Raw genomic sequence first — 15,319 nt, 5'->3', positions numbered from 1 at the left:
CAGGGCACTCAAAGTGCCTTGAATTCAAAAAAAGGCGAAGCCGAGAGCATGCTCTCGGCTTCGCCTTATTGGCTATTTGAGCGGCAACCCGCGTCGGCGACGGCATCCTTACGTTGCCGCGTCAGCCCGCATCACGCGCTGGCCGGGCCGGTTTCCGCCGCGTCGTCCGGTTCAGCTCAGCTCTTACTTCAGCAGCCACAGAGCCGGCACGTTCGGCGGCTCCCAGCCTTGCAGCGATGTGTGCGGCTGGCGGCAGGAGTACGTCTTGCCGCCGTACGTGACGAGGTCGCCGGTCTTGTAGCTGACGCCGGCCGCCCACGCCTGGGCGCCGGAAGCGGCGTCCGTCGTCACGGTCAGCGAGGCGGCGGCGGACAGGTTGCCGGCGGCGTCCTTGGCTTTGACCGCAAACGTGTAGGCGGTCGACGGCGACAAGCCCGTGACGGCGAGCCTCGTCGCAGCCGTTTCCACCGACGTCGATCCATAGGTCACGACATAGCCCGTAACGCCGACGTTGTCGGTCGAAGCGCTCCAGCCGAGCGTGACGCTTGAAGCCGTCTTGGCGGTCGCGGCGAGCGAGCCCGGAGCGGTCGGCGGCGTCGTATCGGCGGAAGGCGCGCTCGTCGTGACGGAGAGCGGAACGCTGGCGGCGGACAGGTTGCCGGCGGCGTCCTTCGCCTTGACCGTGAACGTGTAGGCGGTATTGGCCGTGAGGCCGGCGACGGTCGCCGACGTGCCGGACGTCTGCAGCGAGCTGCCGCCATAATAGACGACATACCCCGTTACGCCGCGGTTGTCGGTCGATGCGCCCCAGGAGAGCGACACGCTCGAAGCCGTTTTGGCGGTCGAGACGACGTTCGCCGGAGCGGTCGGCGGCTGCGTGTCCGGCGCGCTCGGCGCGATGGCGTTCAGGTAGGCGCGATGCTGCCTGGAAAATTCGAAGCCGTTGAATTTATCCCAGTTGACCGACCAGGTCATGAGGCCGCCGAAGCTCGGATAGCCGGTCGAGCTGCCGCGCGTCTTGTACGTGCTCAGCTGCTGGCCCTTGATGAGCGCGTCGAGCGCCTTCTGCACCTCCGCGACGGAGGTGAAGCCGCCGCCCGCGTTGCCGTTCGCCGGCAGGCCGAGCAGAACCTGCTCCTGACGCAGCGGCGGGAAGAAGCTGGCGGCGTTTTTGGCCACGGGGAAGCCGGTCAGCAGCATGTCGGCCATGGCGACGTGGAAGTCGGCATTGCCCATCGTATGATACTGGTCGTCCAGGCCGGTGATCGGGCCGGAGTTGTAGTTCTGCACCTGCAGCCAGTCGAGGATGTCGCGGGTCGCGTGGATGACCGGCAGGTAGGCGCCGGCGCGGCTGTCGCAGCTGATGCAGCTGCCGCCGTAGAACGAATAGCCGAGCTGGACGAAAAACGTCTCCGGAGCCATCGTCAGCACGAACTTGTCGCTGCCGTAACGGGCGTCGATCGTCTTGAGCGCGCTGATCAGGTTGACGATGACCGGCGTGGTCGGGTTCTTGAAGTCGGAGTCGCCGGCGTTCAGGTAGAGCGAATGGCCTTCGAAATCGACATCGAGGCCATCGAAGCCGTACTTGTCGATGATGCCGGAGACGCTGCTGACGAACGCGTCGCGGGCGGCTGTCGAAGCGAGCTGCACCTGTCCGTTCGCGCCGCCGATCGAGATGAGCACCTTTTTGCCTTGGCTTTTCAAATAAGCGACGTCGGCCTTGAAATCCGCTTCCGTATAATTGTAGGGAGCGAAGCCGATGTTGCCGGTCGAGCTGCCGCCGACGGGCTCGGCGAAGCTGACGTTCACCACGTCGAAGTCGGGCGAGACGTCGCGCAGCCGGATGAACCCGGAGCCGTTGTCGAAATTGTGCCAGTAGCCGACGATCTTGTAGCCGCCGGCCGGAGCGGCCTCGGCGGCTTTTGGCGCGGACAGGGCGGCGGCGCTCAGGCCGGCCGCGAGCGCGAGGGACAGGCAGGCGGCCGCGAGGCGGCGCGGCAGCTTGAACCGGGTTGGGGTCAAATGATTTTCCTCCTTCGGATAGGGAAATGAGTTCCCTTCCATTATCCGGCGGTCCAGGAGGGCCGGTAAGGGGAAAATCAAGCGGACGGAGGGACAAATTCCGCCGGTCGCCCGCCCGCAAGCGGCCGGTGACAAGCGTTTCGCAGCCAGAGCGGACCTCTGGCCCGGAGCCTCCCGCCGCGGCTTTGGCCAGCGCTTTCATCGCGCGCCGCGGTTGTGGTACGATAGGAAGGCCATTTTGGCGGCGACTCGCCGCAAGCAACAGGAGGAGCGGACCACGATGAGAGTGATCGCGGGCGAAGCGAAAGGGCGCGCGCTCAAGGCTGTGCCCGGCATGAATACGAGGCCGACGACCGACAAGGTCAAGGAAGCGATCTTCAGCATGATCGGTCCTTACTTCGACGGCGGCTGGGCGCTCGATCTGTTCGCCGGCACGGGAGGCCTCGGCATCGAGGCGCTGAGCCGGGGGATGGACAAGGCGGTGTTCGTCGACATGGACCGCGCGAGCGTGGCGGTCGTGCGCGCGAACGTCGCGGCGGCCGGCATGGCCGCGCGGGCGGAGATCTATACCAATGAAGCGGGACGTGCCGTCAAGGCGCTGCAGAAGCGGGGACAGCGGTTTTCGGCCGTTTTTCTCGATCCGCCCTACCGGCTGACGCATATGGACGAGCTGATCGCCGAGCTCCAGGAACGGGAGCTGCTGGCGGACGATGCGGTCATCGTCGTGGAGCATGACGCTTCCCTCGCCTATCCGGAGCGGATCGGCGCATGGGAGCGGAGCAAGCGCGCGGAGTACGGCGAGACGGCGGTCACGGTGTACCGCCGTCGCGAAGACGGGAATACGGAGGCTGCAGATGGACAAGAAGGATAGGCATCTAGAAGGAACGGCCGGCGCGGAGGCGGAGACCGCTGCGGGCACGGCGGGAAAGGGGCGCATCGCGGTCTATCCGGGCAGCTTCGATCCGGTCACCTGCGGCCACCTGGACATCATCCAGCGGGCGGCCCGGCAGTTCGACACGGTCATCGTCGCCGTGCTCAACAATACGAGCAAGAACCCGCTGTTCTCCGTGGAGGAAAGGAAGCGGCTGCTCGTCGAAATTACGAAGGACATCCCCAACGTGGAGGTCGACAGCTTCCGCGATCTGACCGTTCGGTTCATGCGCTCGCGCGGCGCGAGCACGATCGTGCGCGGCATCCGAACGGTGACGGACTTCGAGTACGAGCTGCAGCTCGCCTCGATGAACCATCGGCTCGACGAGGAGATCGAGACGATCTTCATGATGACCAATCCGAAATATTCCTACTTGAGCTCCAGCATGGTCAAAGAAATCGCCCGGTTCCAAGGCAGCGTCAAGGACCTGGTGCCGCCGGCGGTCGAAAGGGAGCTGCTGCTCAAATATCCGGACCGGCCTGAGTAAGGCCGGTTTTTGTTCGTGCCGGGGAAGCTTGCGCGCGTCAAAACGGGCAGGTGGAACGAACGAGACGCCACGTCGTCGAGCCGCCGCATCGCCCGGGCCGCTCCGGCGCTCACGCCTCGGTGCGGGCGGAGCGCCGCAGGCGCAGAGCCAGCGCGGCAGCGGCCGACAGCAGCAGCAGCGCCGAGACGAGCGCTGCGGCGAGCGGCAGCTGCAGCAGCAGCGCTCCGCGCAGCACGCCGCTCCAGGCGCCGGGCTCCTGGAGCAGCCGCTGGGCGCCGGCCGCCCAGCCCGTGGGCGGCGCCCCGTCCGCGCCGGCAAAGGCGGGAGCGGCCGAGCCGGCCAGCGACGACAGCGGCCGCCACAGCAGCAGCGCGAGCCCGCCGGAATAAGCGGCGGCGAGCAGGCGCGAGCCGGCGAGCGGCAGCAGGCGCAGGCCGCTGTCGCTCGCCGCTCCGCCCGCCTGCAGCAGGGCGCACAGCCCGCCCCAGCCGAGCGCGGCGGCGAGCGCGGCCGCCTGCAGCAGCGAGGCGGGCTCCGGCGCATGCCAGCTGGCCAGCGCCGCCGCGCCAAGATGCGCCTCGGCGGCGGCGGTCAGTCCAGGGCCGGCGATGGCGGCAGGCAGCAGGGGCTGCAGCAGGCGCAGCAGCACGGAGGCGAGGATGATCAGTCCGCCGGCCGCCATGAGCTGCTGGACGGCGCCGTTCACGCCGTCGCCGAGCGCTTTGCCGAAGCTGCGGCCGTCGCGCGCGCGGCCTTCCTCGACCGCTTGCAGGGCGCGGGCCGCGAGGCTGGCGCGGGTCGCTGCCGGGCGCATCGCGACTGGCGCGGGCGGGCCTTCAGCTGCCGGCGCCCCTTCGCGGTCGGAGCCGGACGCGTCCCGCGATCCGGCGCCTGTCAAGCCGCTCGGCTCGGCGGCTGCGGCCGACGCGCTCGCGCCGTCCGCGCTTGTCGTCTTCGTCTCCGCGGCCGAGAGCGGCGCGAGTCGGCTCATCGTCCAGGCGGCGAGCAGCGAGCCGGCCCAGAGCAGCGGCAGCAGCAGCAGCCCGAACAGCGGCTGATGGAGGAAGCCCGCGCCGAGCACGACGATGACGAACAGCGGGTTGGGCGAATGGACGAGCGCCAGCAGTCGCTGTCCTTGCGCGGGAGTGAGGCGTTGCGAGCGGACGAGCCGCGCCGCCGCGCTCGAGCCGGCCGGATAGCCGCTCGTCCAGCCTTGGACGAGCGCCCAGCCGGCCGAGCCGGGCAGGCGGAGCTGCCGCATGAGCGGCGCCAGCAGCACGCCGAGGCCGTCGACGAGGCCGAAGGCGAGCATGAGCTCGGCGAGCACGAGAAAGGGAAGCACGGCAGGGAAGACGAAATTCCACCACAGCGACAGTCCGGACAGCGACGCCTGGAACGCCTCGGACGTGCCGCCGACGATGGCGGCGACGACGAGGATGGCGGCGCAGGCGGTCAAGAGGGTACGGAGCATGGATCGGTCCTCCTTCGATCTGGGACGGGCAGGCTCCTGTATGTATACGCATCGGCGGACGGGCTTAGAAGAACGGGGAGAGCGGAGGGGGAGGCATGCGGGAAAAAAGGACGGGCCTTGCGCCGCGGGCGTCGATCCGCTGCTGGCTGCCCGCGCTGGCGCTGGCCGGATTCGTCGCGGCGGCGGCGCTGCCGCGGCCGTATTACGTGCAGACGGCTGGATTCGCGCGGAATGCCGCGCCGCTGATCCAGGTCGGAGCGGCCATGGAGGGGCGCGAGGCCGAAGCTGCTGCCGCCGCGACGGGTCCGGCTTGGCTGTATACGGCGGTCAAGCTGGAGCGGGCGAGCTTGCTGGAGGCGGCGTACGCCGAGCTGATGGGGCGCGGAGACGCGCTGAGCGTGCGTTCGGTGCTCGGCGGGGCGTCGGAGGAGGCTTACCGGATACGGATGGAGGAAGCGATGCGGCAAGCGCTGCTCTTGGCGGCGAGAGCGGCGGCCGACGAGGCGAAGCGGGAGGTGGTCGAGGCGGAGGGTGAGGCCGGGACGTCGGAGCGAGAGGCGGAAAAAGCCGGCTCCCAGCCGTCCGGCCTGCGGCTCGCGGACGGAGGCCGGGAGCCGCTATGGCTCGGCGCGGCCGCAGCGGGCGGACCGTCCGCCGGGCTGATGGCGGCGCTGTCGCTGTACGATCGGCTGACGCCCGATGCGGAGCTGCTCGGCGGCCGCCGCATCGCGGGCACCGGCACGATCGACGCCGCCGGCCGCATCGGAGCGGTCGGCGGCGTCGCCCGCAAGGCCCAGGCGGCCGCGGAAGCGGGAGCCGGCCTGTTCGTCGCGCCGAAGGCGGAGGCGGGCGAGGCGGAAAAAGCGGCGCGGCGCGCCGGCGGGCGGATGCGCGTCGTCGGCGCGGACACGCTCGCCGAGGCGGTCGCCCTGCTGCAGCCGCGGCCGTAGGGAACGCCGGCTGTTTCCGGTCCGCTCGCGGCAGGCAGCAGCCGGACGGCGATCAGCGGACGATCCGGAGCCGCCGCTGAATCCCGCCGCCGCGGCCGGACGGCTGGGAAGGCAGCCGGCGCATGGCCGCGGCGAATCTTCGAGCGCCAGCGGCTGCAGGCGGATCGGCTGCGGATCTTCGAGCGCCAGCGGCTACGGGCGGATCGGCTGCGGATCTTCGAGCGCCAGCGGCTACAGGCGGATCGGCGGCTCGTAATAGTCGCGCAGCAGCCGCCTCGGGTCGCGGCTGCCGCCGCCTGCGGCATGCACCGCCGTGCCGCGGACGTCCAGCTCCAGCAGCGGCAGCCCGTCCGCCCGCGCGGCGCTGGTCAGCACAGGCGCCGACGCCTCGCGCCGCATGCGCGCGAGCAGCTGCTGGCCGCGCGGCGTGAAGCCGAGCACGCGGATGTAGCCGGGGCCGGCCGCCAGGCGCTCGCGGCCGAGCTCCGCGGCGCGCAGGTTCAGCAGCACGCCGAGCAGCGCGCGCTGCAGCCGCGTGCGCGTATAGCGCTTCGTCTTGACGGCGGCGAGCAGCGGCTCGAAGCCGAGCTCCGGCAGCGCCGCGAGCTGGGCGGCGATCCGCCGCTCCAGTCCTTCGCCGAAGCCGAGCGTGCCTGCGAGCGAGGCGGGCGGCTCGACGAGCAGCCGGTGCAGCAGCTGCGGAAAGTAGTCGTCCCAGCGGCGCGGCGCCTCGCCGGCGGCGAGCTGCTCCTCCACGACGCGCAGCGTGGACGCCGGCACGTAGCGCGCGATGCCGGCCGCGCCGCCGCCCTGCTCCAGCATGCGGCGGATCGCGGTCGCGCTGGCGATCGAGCCGCTGCCGGCCTCGTCATGGTAGCCGGCCCCTTCGCGGCGGATCGTAAGCGGCTCCATGCGGCCGCCGAGCCGCTCGAGCGCAAGCAGATAATGCAGGCCGAGCGTCATGTTCGGCTGCGCGAGCTGCTCCGCCGCGAGCGGCGGGAACTCCGCGCCGCCGTCCCGGCGCAGCAGTTCGGCGGCCGCGGCGGAGTACGCGGACGGATACGGGAGCCCTCGCTCCAGGCCGGACGCCAGCGCCGCGCGAAACGATTCCGGCTCCTCCGCGAGCAAGCGGGCGGCAGCGCGCAGCGGCGCCAGCTCGCCGGTCTCGCTGCCGAAGCAGAACGCGTCGACGACGCCTGTCGCCTCGAGCGTCCAGACGGCGCCGTAGGCGAACCATTCGGCCGGCTGCACGGCATAGGCGAGCGGCAGCTCGAGCACGAGGTCGATGCCGCCTTCGAGGGCGGTGCGGGTCCGGGCCCACTTGTCCATGAGCGCGGGCTCGCCGCGCTGCAGGAAGCTGCCGCTCATGACGGCGACGGACGCTTCGGCGCCGGCGGCTTCCTTCGATTTTTGAAGATGATAGGCATGGCCATGGTGAAACGGGTTATACTCGACGATAAGGCCTACGGTCCGCATCCTTGCACCTCGCTTCGGTCAGCGTTTTCATCCCTACTATAGCACGGGCGGAACGAAGCGGTGAATGACAAGGAGATTTGGTTGACAAAAGGCTTCCAAGCTCGATATAATAAATTTTGTTTGTTTGGAGTGATCTTATGGAATTTCGTGTCATGGAAGTCGTGTCCAAAGGACAGGAGCCCAGCTTCCGCGAGAAGCTGGATGTAACCGAGCTGCTGCAGGATCGCAAGGACGTCGTTGCGGCCAAGCCTATGTCCGTGGAGCTTGACGTCGGGCCCTACGAGGGCACGGCGCAGGTGACCGGAGAGCTTCGCGCCGATCTGACGATGGTCTGCTCGCGCTGCCTGGAGCCGGTGGAGGAGCATCTGAGCATTCCGATCGAGGAGCGTTTCGCGCTCGCCTCGATGGTGAAGGATCCGGAGGCGGACGAGGACCTCATCCTCGTCGCAGAGGACAAGGTCGACCTTCAGCCTTACGTGGAGGGCACCCTGCTCATCTACCTGCCGATGGCGCCGCTCTGCAGCGACGACTGCAAGGGGCTTTGCCCGGATTGCGGAACCAACCTGAACGAGCAATCATGCGGCTGTTCCAGGGATGTCATCGATCCCCGGTTCGAGGCGCTTAAAAAGCTGCTGGAGTAGAAGCGGCTCATGATTGAGGCAACGCCGATCTTTGAAGGAGGTGTTAGACAATGGCAGTACCACAACGCAGAACGTCCAAGACCCGCCGCGACAAACGCCGCACGCACTTCAAGCTGACTGTGCCGGGCATGGTGAAGTGCGAGCAGTGCGGAGAGCTCAAGCTGGCTCACCATGTTTGCAAAGTTTGCGGATACTACAAAACCAAAGAGGTTATTTCCCAATAGTCCTCTTCCGTCCCTTCGGGGGAACCGAAGCGCCCGCCATTCCGGCGGGCGTTTTTTTTGGGTTTGCGGGCCGGGGGCAATTCTACTATACTGAATTGGTACCAGGTGTTAAACTTCGGAATCGTGCATAGGTTAAGGTTAAAGGTGGTGCAGGTCATCGAACGCCTTCCGAAAAAGCAGCGGCATCAGCAGCTACTGAAGCATATGGAGGACAATCCCTTCATGACGGACCGCGAGCTGACCCGCCTGCTCAAAGTAAGCATCCAGACGGTCCGCCTGGATCGGATGGAGCTCGGCATACCCGAGCTTCGCGAGCGGCTCAAGCTGATGGCGGAGCGCTCGTACGATCCGATCCGCTCGCTGCAGGCCGACGAGGTGATCGGCGAGATCGTCGATCTGCAGCTTGACCGCAGCGGCATCTCGATTTTCGAGATCGGGGAGGAGCATGCCTTCTCCCGCAGCGGCATCGCGCGGGGACATCATCTGTTCGCGCAGGCGAACTCGCTTGCCGTCGCCGTCATCAACGACGAGGTCGCGCTGACCGCGACGGCGGACATCCGCTTCCTGCGGCCGGTCCGCCTCGGAGAGAAGTGCATCGCCAAGGCGTACGTGCGCCGGGCCGGGCAGCGCAGCAAGGCCAAGGTCGAGGTGTTTTCCTACGTCGGGGACGAGCTGGTGTTCGAAGGCCAGTTCATGATCCACCGTTCCGGCGGCGAAGCGGCAAGCATAGAAGGAGGAGACGAGCATTGAAGATCGCGATTGACGCGATGGGCGGAGACCGCGCGCCTGCGGAGATCGTCAAGGGGGCGCTGGCGGCGGCCCGCGAATGGCCCGACACGCAGCTCGTGCTGGTCGGCGCCCCCGAGGCGATCGAAGCGCATCTGGACGGCGCTCCGCCGTCCAATCTGACGATCCATCCCGCCAGCGAGAAGATCGAGGCGGACGACGAGCCGGTGCGCGCCGTGCGCCGCAAGAAGGACGCCTCGATGGTCGTGGCCGGACGGCTCGTCCGCGAAGGCGCGGCGGACGCGATGCTGTCCGCAGGCAATACCGGCGCGCTCATGACGGCCGGCCTGCTCGTCGTCGGCCGCATGGACGGCATCGAGCGCCCGGCGCTCGCGCCGGTGCTGCCGACGCTCGACAACGTCGGCGTGCTGGCGCTCGACCTTGGCGCCAACATGGACGCCAAGCCGGAGCATCTCGCGCAGTACGCGGTCATGGGCAGCATCTACCGCGAGAAGGTGCACGGCATCGCGCGTCCGCGCGTCGGCCTGCTCAACGTCGGCACCGAGCCGGGCAAAGGCAGCGAGCTGACGAAGGCGGCGTTCGAGCTGCTGGAGAAGGCTCCGATCGAATTTGTCGGCAACGTCGAGTCGCGCGACGTCATGCAGCGCAATTGCGACGTGCTCGTATGCGACGGCTTCGCCGGCAACATTTTGCTCAAGACGATGGAGGGCACGGCCGGAGCGATCATGAAGGAGCTGAAGTCCGCCTTCACGAGCAGCCTGCTGACCAAGCTGGCCGCCGCCGTGCTCATGCCCGGGCTCAAAGGGCTGAAGAGCAAGATGGACTACGCCCAGTACGGCGGAGCGCCGCTGCTCGGGCTGAACGGACTCGTCGTCAAATGCCACGGCTCCTCGGATGCCGAGTCGGTCAAAAACGCCGTCCGCCAGGCGCGGATCGCGCTGCAGGCCCGGCTCATCCCGACGGTGGCCGCAGAGATAAAAGGAAAAGAGGTCCTGTCATGAAGTCCATATCGGTCGGCATCATCGGCACCGGCAAGTACGTCCCCGAGAAGGTTCTTACGAACCAAGACCTGGAGCGGATGGTCGAGACGAACGACGAATGGATCGTCACCCGTACCGGCATCCGCGAGCGGCGCATCGCCGCCGAAGGGCAGGCGACGTCCGACCTCGCCTTCGAGGCGAGCTTGAAGGCGCTCGAGAGCGCCGGCATCACGGCCGAGCAGCTCGATCTGATCATCGTCGCGACGATCACGCCCGATATGTTCTTCCCATCCACGGCGAGCCTGCTGCAGGATCGGCTCGGCGCCTCCCGCGCCGCGGCATTCGACCTGTCGGCGGCTTGCTCGGGCTTCATTTACGGCCTGGCGACGGCGTCGAGCATGATCCAGGCAGGCCTGTACAAGCATGTGCTGCTCGTCGGCGCGGAATGCCTCTCGCGCATCACCGACTACACGGATCGCAACACCTGCATCCTGTTCGGCGACGGCGCGGGCGCGGTCGTGCTCGGCGAGGTGCCGGAGGGACGGGGCTTCCAGTCGTTCGAGCTCGGCTCCGACGGCAGCGGCGGCCAGCTGCTCAAGATTCCGGGCGGCGGCTCGCGCCTGCCGTCGACGGCGGACAGCGTCGAGGCCAAGCAGCATTACCTCAAGATGGCCGGCAACGACGTGTTCAAGTTCGCGGTGCGCGTCATGGGCGCCTCGGCGGAGCAGGCGCTGTCCAAGGCCGGCTTCGGCAAAGGCGACATCGACCTGCTCATCCCGCATCAGGCGAACATCCGCATCATCCAGTCCGCTCTGAACCGGCTGGAGCTGCCGGAGGACAAGGCGATGGTCAATCTCGACCGCTACGGCAACGTATCGGCCGCCTCGATCCCGCTGGCGCTCGCCGAAGCCGTCGAGCAGGGCAAGGTGAGCGAAGGCGACAAGCTGCTGCTCGTCGGCTTCGGCGGCGGCCTCACCTGGGGGGCATCCGTCCTCGTCTGGTGACAGGACTCGGCGTCCTCCGAACGGGAGGACGCCGCCGCCTCGGGCGGCAACAACCGACAAGCTACGAAAGGCGGCTTTCAGCATGGGCAAAATCGCATTTGTATTTCCGGGCCAGGGCGCCCAGGCGGTCGGCATGGGCAAGGACCTGTACGACGCCAGCCCGGCGGCGCGCGCCGTATTCGAGGAAGCGGACGCCGCGCTCGGCTTCGCGCTGAGCGAGCTGATCTTCCAAGGTCCGGATGAAGCGCTCAAGCAGACGGCCAACACGCAGCCGGCGCTGCTGACGGTGAGCGCGGCCTTCCTCGAGGCGTTCCGCGAGACGGGCATCAAGCCGGATTACGTCGCAGGCCACAGCCTCGGCGAGTACAGCGCGCTGACGGCGGCGGGAGCGCTCGGCTTCGCCGACGCCGTGCGCACGGTGCGCCGCCGCGGCGAGTTCATGGAGCAGGCGGTGCCGGGCGGGCAAGGCGCGATGAGCGCCGTGCTCGGCGCCGAGCGCGAGGCGCTTGCCGCGCTTTGCGCCTCGATCGCGGCCGAGGGCCATCCCGTCGAGCTGGCCAACGTCAACTGCCCGGGGCAGATCGTCATCTCCGGCAGCGCCGAGGGCGTCGCCCGGGCGGGCGAGCGCATCAAGGAAGCGGGCGCGAAGCGCGCGATTCCGCTCGAGGTGAGCGGGCCGTTCCACTCCTCGCTCATGAAGCCGGCGGCGGACAAGCTGGCCGCCGTGCTGAGCGAGGTCGCGATCCGGGACGCGTCGGTGCCGGTCGTCGCCAACGTGACGGCGGCTCCGGCGACGGCCGCGGAGGAGATCCGCCGCCTGCTCGTGGAGCAGGTGTACTCGCCGGTGCTGTGGGAGGACACGGTGCGCCGCCTGATCGACGAAGGCGTCGATACGTTCGTGGAGCTCGGCTCGGGCTCCGTCCTCGCCGGCCTCATCAAAAAGACGGACCGCGGCGTGCGCGTGCTGTCCGTCAACAGCGTGGAGTCGCTGCAGGCGGCAGCCGCCGAGCTGAACAACGAAGCATAGGGAGGAACCGGATATGTTTGCAGATCTGACGGGCAAGACGGCTCTCGTGACGGGCGCCTCGCGCGGCATCGGCCGCGCGATCGCCGTCGCGCTCGCCGAGGCGGGCGCCGACGTGGCGGTGAACTACGCCGGCAGCGAGGCCGCTGCCGCCGAGACGGCGGCAGCGGTAGAAGCGCTCGGCCGCAAGGCGCTCGTGCTCAAGGGCGACGTCGGCAAGGCCGCCGATTTCGACGGCCTCGTCAAAAGCGTGCTCGACGCCTGGGGCAGGATCGACATCCTCGTCAACAACGCCGGCATCACGCGCGACAATCTGATCATGCGGATGAAGGAAGAGGAGTTCGACCAGGTCATCGAGACGAACCTGAAGGGCGTGTTCAACGGCATCAAGGCCGTCAGCCGTCCGATGATGAAGCAGCGCTCCGGCCGCATCATCAATATCTCCTCGGTCGTCGGCGCGCTCGGCAATCCGGGCCAGGCCAACTATGTCGCGGCCAAGGCCGGCGTCATCGGCCTCACCAAGTCGTCGGCGCGGGAGCTCAGCTCGCGCGGCATCACCGTCAACTGCGTCGCGCCCGGCTTCATCGAGACGGACATGACGGACAAGCTGCCTGCGGAGGCCCGCGAGTCGATGCTCGGCGGCATTCCGCTCGCCCGTCTCGGCCGGCCGGAGGACATCGCCGCCGCGGTGCGCTTCCTGGCGTCCGATGCGGCCGCCTACATGACCGGACAGACGGTGCATGTGGACGGCGGCATGTACATGTAATGGACGCGGCGCGGCCATCCTATAGCGGCCGCCTGCTTTCGTTCCGTCTCCGAGGAACCGTTTGCGTATGGCATTTTGAATAGGATTCTCGTATAATACGATGGAGGAGGTGAACCGGATGTCCGAAGTAGTGGATCGCGTCAAACGCATCGTAGTCGATCGCCTTGGCGTTGACGAAGCGGAAGTGACCCTCGAAGCTTCCTTCAAGGATGACCTCGGCGCTGACTCGCTAGATGTAGTCGAGCTGGTCATGGAGCTTGAGGATGAATTCGACCTGGAGATCTCTGATGAAGATGCAGAGAAGATTACAACGGTGGGAGAAGTAGTCAATTACATACAATCTCATACGTAATTGTCCAAGCAGAGTCCCGTTTCACGACGGGACTTCTCTCTTACGCCAGGCGGTTTTCCGCATGTCCCATCCCGCCGGATTCATTCCGCTTCATCCGCATGCGCGCTGCGCATCGAACTGACCACGAAGATCTTTTCCTGCCTCCAGCAGGCGGGGAATTCCATACACCGCATGACAAGACGCTTCAAGACGGTCCGGCATCCGGCCGTCCAACCTGCCGTTTCCCGAGGTGAACCTTTTACCAATGACAAATAGAGTCGTAGTAACCGGCCTGGGCGTGCTGACAAGCCTGGGCGACAGCAAGGACCAGTTCTGGGGCAGCCTGCTCGAGGGCAGATCGGGCGTCTCGACCATCGAGTCGTTCGACGCGAGCGAGTATACGACCCGCATCGCGGCCGAGATCAAGGGCTTCGAGCCCGAGGCCTACGGCCTGGACAAAAAGGAAGCCCGCCGCATGGACCGCTTCGTGCAGCTGGCCGTCGTCGCCAGCCTGAAGGCGGTCGAGGACGCGGGCCTGCGCATCGGCGAGAACTCCGACGCGGAGCGCACCGGCGTTATGGTCGGCTCCGGCATCGGCGGCCTCGGCACCTGGGAGGACCAGCACAGCGTCCTGCTCGAAAAGGGGCCGAAGCGCGTCAGCCCGTTCTTCATCCCGATGATGATCGCCAACATGGCCTCCGGCCAGGTGTCGATGGCGACCGGCGCGAAAGGCCCGAACACGACCGTCGTGACGGCCTGCGCGACCGGCACGCATACGATCGGCGACTCGTTCAAGATGATCCAGCGCGGCGACGCCGACGTCATGATCTGCGGCGGCGCCGAGTCGACGATCCGCCCGATGGCGATGGCCGGCTTCTGCAGCATGCGCGCGATGAGCGTGCGCAACGACGAGCCGCATAAGGCGAGCCGTCCGTTCGACGTCGACCGCGACGGCTTCGTCATGGGCGAGGGAGCCGGCGTGCTCATTCTCGAGTCGCTCGAGCATGCGCAGGCGCGCGGCGCCCATATCTATGCCGAGGTGATCGGCTACGGCATGAGCGGCGACGCCCACCACATGACGGAGCCGGACCCGGACGGAGCGACGCGCTGCATGCGCATGGCGATCCGCGACGCCGGCATCGAGCCGGAGGCGGTGGACTATATCAACGCGCACGGCACGTCGACTCCGGTCGGCGACAAGTCGGAGACGACGGCGATCAAGAACACGTTCGGCGACCATGCGTACAAGCTGGCCGTCAGCTCGACCAAGTCGATGACGGGCCATCTGCTCGGCGCGGCCGGCGGAGTCGAAGCCGTCATCCTGGCGATGACGCTCGAAAACGGCGTCATCGCGCCGACGATCAATCTCGACAACCAGGATCCGGAGCTGGATCTCGATTACGTGCCGAACGAGCCCCGCAAGGCGGACGTGCGGGTGGCGCTGTCGAACTCGTTCGGCTTCGGCGGCCATAACGCCACAATCATCATGAAGAAGCATGAAGCGTGATCGGATTCAGGAGCTTCAGCGGCAGCTTGGCCTCACGTTCCGCAAGCCGCAGCTGCTGAGGCTCGCCTTCACGCACACCTCGTACGTCAACGAGCATCGCAGCAGCGTCTCGGAGGACAACGAGCGGCTCGAATTCCTCGGCGACGCGGTGCTCCAGCTGCTCGTCTCGGAGCATCTGTTCGCCACGCATCCCGATCGGCCGGAAGGCGAGCTGACCCGCATGCGGGCCGCCATCGTCTGCGAGCCCTCGCTCGCCCGCTTCGCGGAGCTGCTCGACTTCGGCTCCTACGTCCGCTTGGGCAAAGGAGAGGAGCAGCTCGGCGGGCGCCAGCGCCCGGCGTTGCTCGCCGATCTGTTCGAGGCGTTCATCGGAGCCCTTTATCTCGATGCGGGCGTCGATTCGGTCCGCGCCTTCCTGCGGCAGGAGATGTTCCCCAGGCTGGAGGACACGCCGGGCTTGTCCGGCAAGGACTACAAGTCCAAGCTCCAGGAACGGGCGCAGAACCTGGCGCTCGGCACGGTGGAATACCGCGTCGCTGAAGAGCGCGGGCCGGCTCATGACCGCGAGTTCGTCGTGGAGGTGCTCGTCGGGGAGCAAGTGCTCGGCGTAGGCTCCGGCCGCACCAAAAAAGAAGCCGAGCAGCGCGCCGCCGAGGAAGCTTGGGAAAAGACGCGCGAGGAAGTGTAGGAAGGACGGGCGCCTGTCGCCCGGACCGCATGGCCGAAAGCCCCGGCAGCCTGAACCGCTTCAGGTGCCG

The 15,319-nt window shown here is 67.6% G+C and carries 15 protein-coding genes and 1 pseudogene; 13 read left to right on the top strand and 3 right to left on the bottom strand.

All coding sequences use genetic code 11. From position 1 onward, the window contains the following. Positions 1-183: 183 nt before the first annotated feature. Positions 184-1,932: pseudogene (locus H582_RS0103885) on the bottom strand (fibronectin type III domain-containing protein); the annotation flags it as partial. A 370-nt stretch (positions 1,933-2,302) separates the two neighbouring features. Here H582_RS0103885 and rsmD point away from each other — a divergent pair. Further along, positions 2,303-2,893 (top strand): 16S rRNA (guanine(966)-N(2))-methyltransferase RsmD, encoded by a 591-nt coding sequence (rsmD, locus tag H582_RS0103880; RefSeq protein WP_028597472.1) that lies wholly within the window; start codon positions 2,303-2,305, stop codon positions 2,891-2,893. Further along, entirely contained in the window at positions 2,877-3,440 is a 564-nt protein-coding gene (coaD, locus tag H582_RS0103875) for a pantetheine-phosphate adenylyltransferase (RefSeq protein ID WP_084136541.1), read from the top strand. The genes rsmD and coaD overlap by 17 nt, the downstream gene beginning before the upstream one ends. Before the next feature lie 109 nt (positions 3,441-3,549). Here coaD and H582_RS25845 read toward each other — a convergent pair whose 3' ends face one another. Beyond that, positions 3,550-4,911 (bottom strand): nucleoside recognition domain-containing protein, encoded by a 1,362-nt coding sequence (locus H582_RS25845; RefSeq protein WP_052332928.1) that lies wholly within the window; start codon positions 4,909-4,911, stop codon positions 3,550-3,552. A gap of 95 nt (positions 4,912-5,006) precedes the next feature. Between H582_RS25845 and H582_RS32550 the strand changes: the two genes are divergently transcribed. Next, positions 5,007-5,861, top strand: a complete 855-nt coding sequence (locus H582_RS32550) for a S16 family serine protease (RefSeq protein WP_052332927.1) — start codon at positions 5,007-5,009, stop codon at positions 5,859-5,861. A 231-nt stretch (positions 5,862-6,092) separates the two neighbouring features. On the opposite strand, the gene H582_RS0103860 is transcribed toward H582_RS32550, so the two are convergent. Next, positions 6,093-7,337: a nucleotidyltransferase gene (locus H582_RS0103860; protein WP_028597470.1), complete on the bottom strand. Its 1,245-nt coding sequence runs from the start codon at positions 7,335-7,337 to the stop codon at positions 6,093-6,095. A 137-nt stretch (positions 7,338-7,474) separates the two neighbouring features. On the opposite strand from H582_RS0103860, the gene H582_RS0103855 reads away from it, so the two are divergent. From H582_RS0103855 to rnc, 10 genes are all read left to right on the top strand, one after another. Next, on the top strand, positions 7,475-7,978 hold the full coding sequence (locus H582_RS0103855; RefSeq protein WP_028597469.1) for a YceD family protein: 504 nt from the start codon (positions 7,475-7,477) through the stop codon (positions 7,976-7,978). A 50-nt stretch (positions 7,979-8,028) separates the two neighbouring features. Continuing rightward, the gene (rpmF, locus tag H582_RS0103850) at positions 8,029-8,202 is read left to right on the top strand and encodes a 50S ribosomal protein L32 (protein ID WP_028597468.1); all 174 of its coding nucleotides are present in this window, start codon (positions 8,029-8,031) and stop codon (positions 8,200-8,202) included. A gap of 144 nt (positions 8,203-8,346) precedes the next feature. Continuing rightward, a complete protein-coding gene (fapR, locus tag H582_RS0103845; protein ID WP_028597467.1) occupies positions 8,347-8,952 on the top strand; it encodes a transcription factor FapR in 606 nt (201 codons plus the stop codon). Continuing rightward, complete coding sequence (gene plsX / locus H582_RS0103840) at positions 8,949-9,950, top strand: phosphate acyltransferase PlsX (protein ID WP_028597466.1); 1,002 nt, start codon at positions 8,949-8,951, stop codon at positions 9,948-9,950. Before fapR ends, plsX begins: the two co-directional genes overlap by 4 nt. Next, positions 9,947-10,933, top strand: a complete 987-nt coding sequence (locus H582_RS0103835; protein ID WP_028597465.1) for a beta-ketoacyl-ACP synthase III — start codon at positions 9,947-9,949, stop codon at positions 10,931-10,933. The genes plsX and H582_RS0103835 overlap by 4 nt, the downstream gene beginning before the upstream one ends. An 82-nt stretch (positions 10,934-11,015) precedes the next feature. After that, complete coding sequence (fabD, locus tag H582_RS0103830) at positions 11,016-11,960, top strand: ACP S-malonyltransferase (RefSeq protein ID WP_028597464.1); 945 nt, start codon at positions 11,016-11,018, stop codon at positions 11,958-11,960. 13 nt (positions 11,961-11,973) lie between these two features. Then, positions 11,974-12,723 (top strand): 3-oxoacyl-[acyl-carrier-protein] reductase, encoded by a 750-nt coding sequence (fabG, locus tag H582_RS0103825; RefSeq protein ID WP_028597463.1) that lies wholly within the window; start codon positions 11,974-11,976, stop codon positions 12,721-12,723. Positions 12,724-12,841: 118 nt separating this feature from the next. Continuing rightward, positions 12,842-13,075 carry an acyl carrier protein gene (gene acpP, locus H582_RS0103820; RefSeq protein WP_021880976.1) on the top strand — a complete coding sequence of 78 codons (234 nt, stop codon included), beginning with the start codon at positions 12,842-12,844 and terminating at the stop codon, positions 13,073-13,075. Positions 13,076-13,319: 244 nt separating this feature from the next. Further along, complete coding sequence (gene fabF, locus H582_RS0103815; protein WP_028597462.1) at positions 13,320-14,561, top strand: beta-ketoacyl-ACP synthase II; 1,242 nt, start codon at positions 13,320-13,322, stop codon at positions 14,559-14,561. Continuing rightward, the gene (gene rnc, locus H582_RS0103810; protein WP_028597461.1) at positions 14,551-15,249 is read left to right on the top strand and encodes a ribonuclease III; all 699 of its coding nucleotides are present in this window, start codon (positions 14,551-14,553) and stop codon (positions 15,247-15,249) included. Before fabF ends, rnc begins: the two co-directional genes overlap by 11 nt. Positions 15,250-15,319 lie beyond the last annotated feature (70 nt).

Origin of the sequence: Paenibacillus pasadenensis DSM 19293, from assembly GCF_000422485.1 — a bacterium.
GTDB classification, from domain to species: domain Bacteria; phylum Bacillota; class Bacilli; order Paenibacillales; family Paenibacillaceae; genus Paenibacillus_O; species Paenibacillus_O pasadenensis.
Note: the sequence above shows the minus strand (reverse complement) of the source record. Positions and strands in the feature narration are given on the sequence as shown.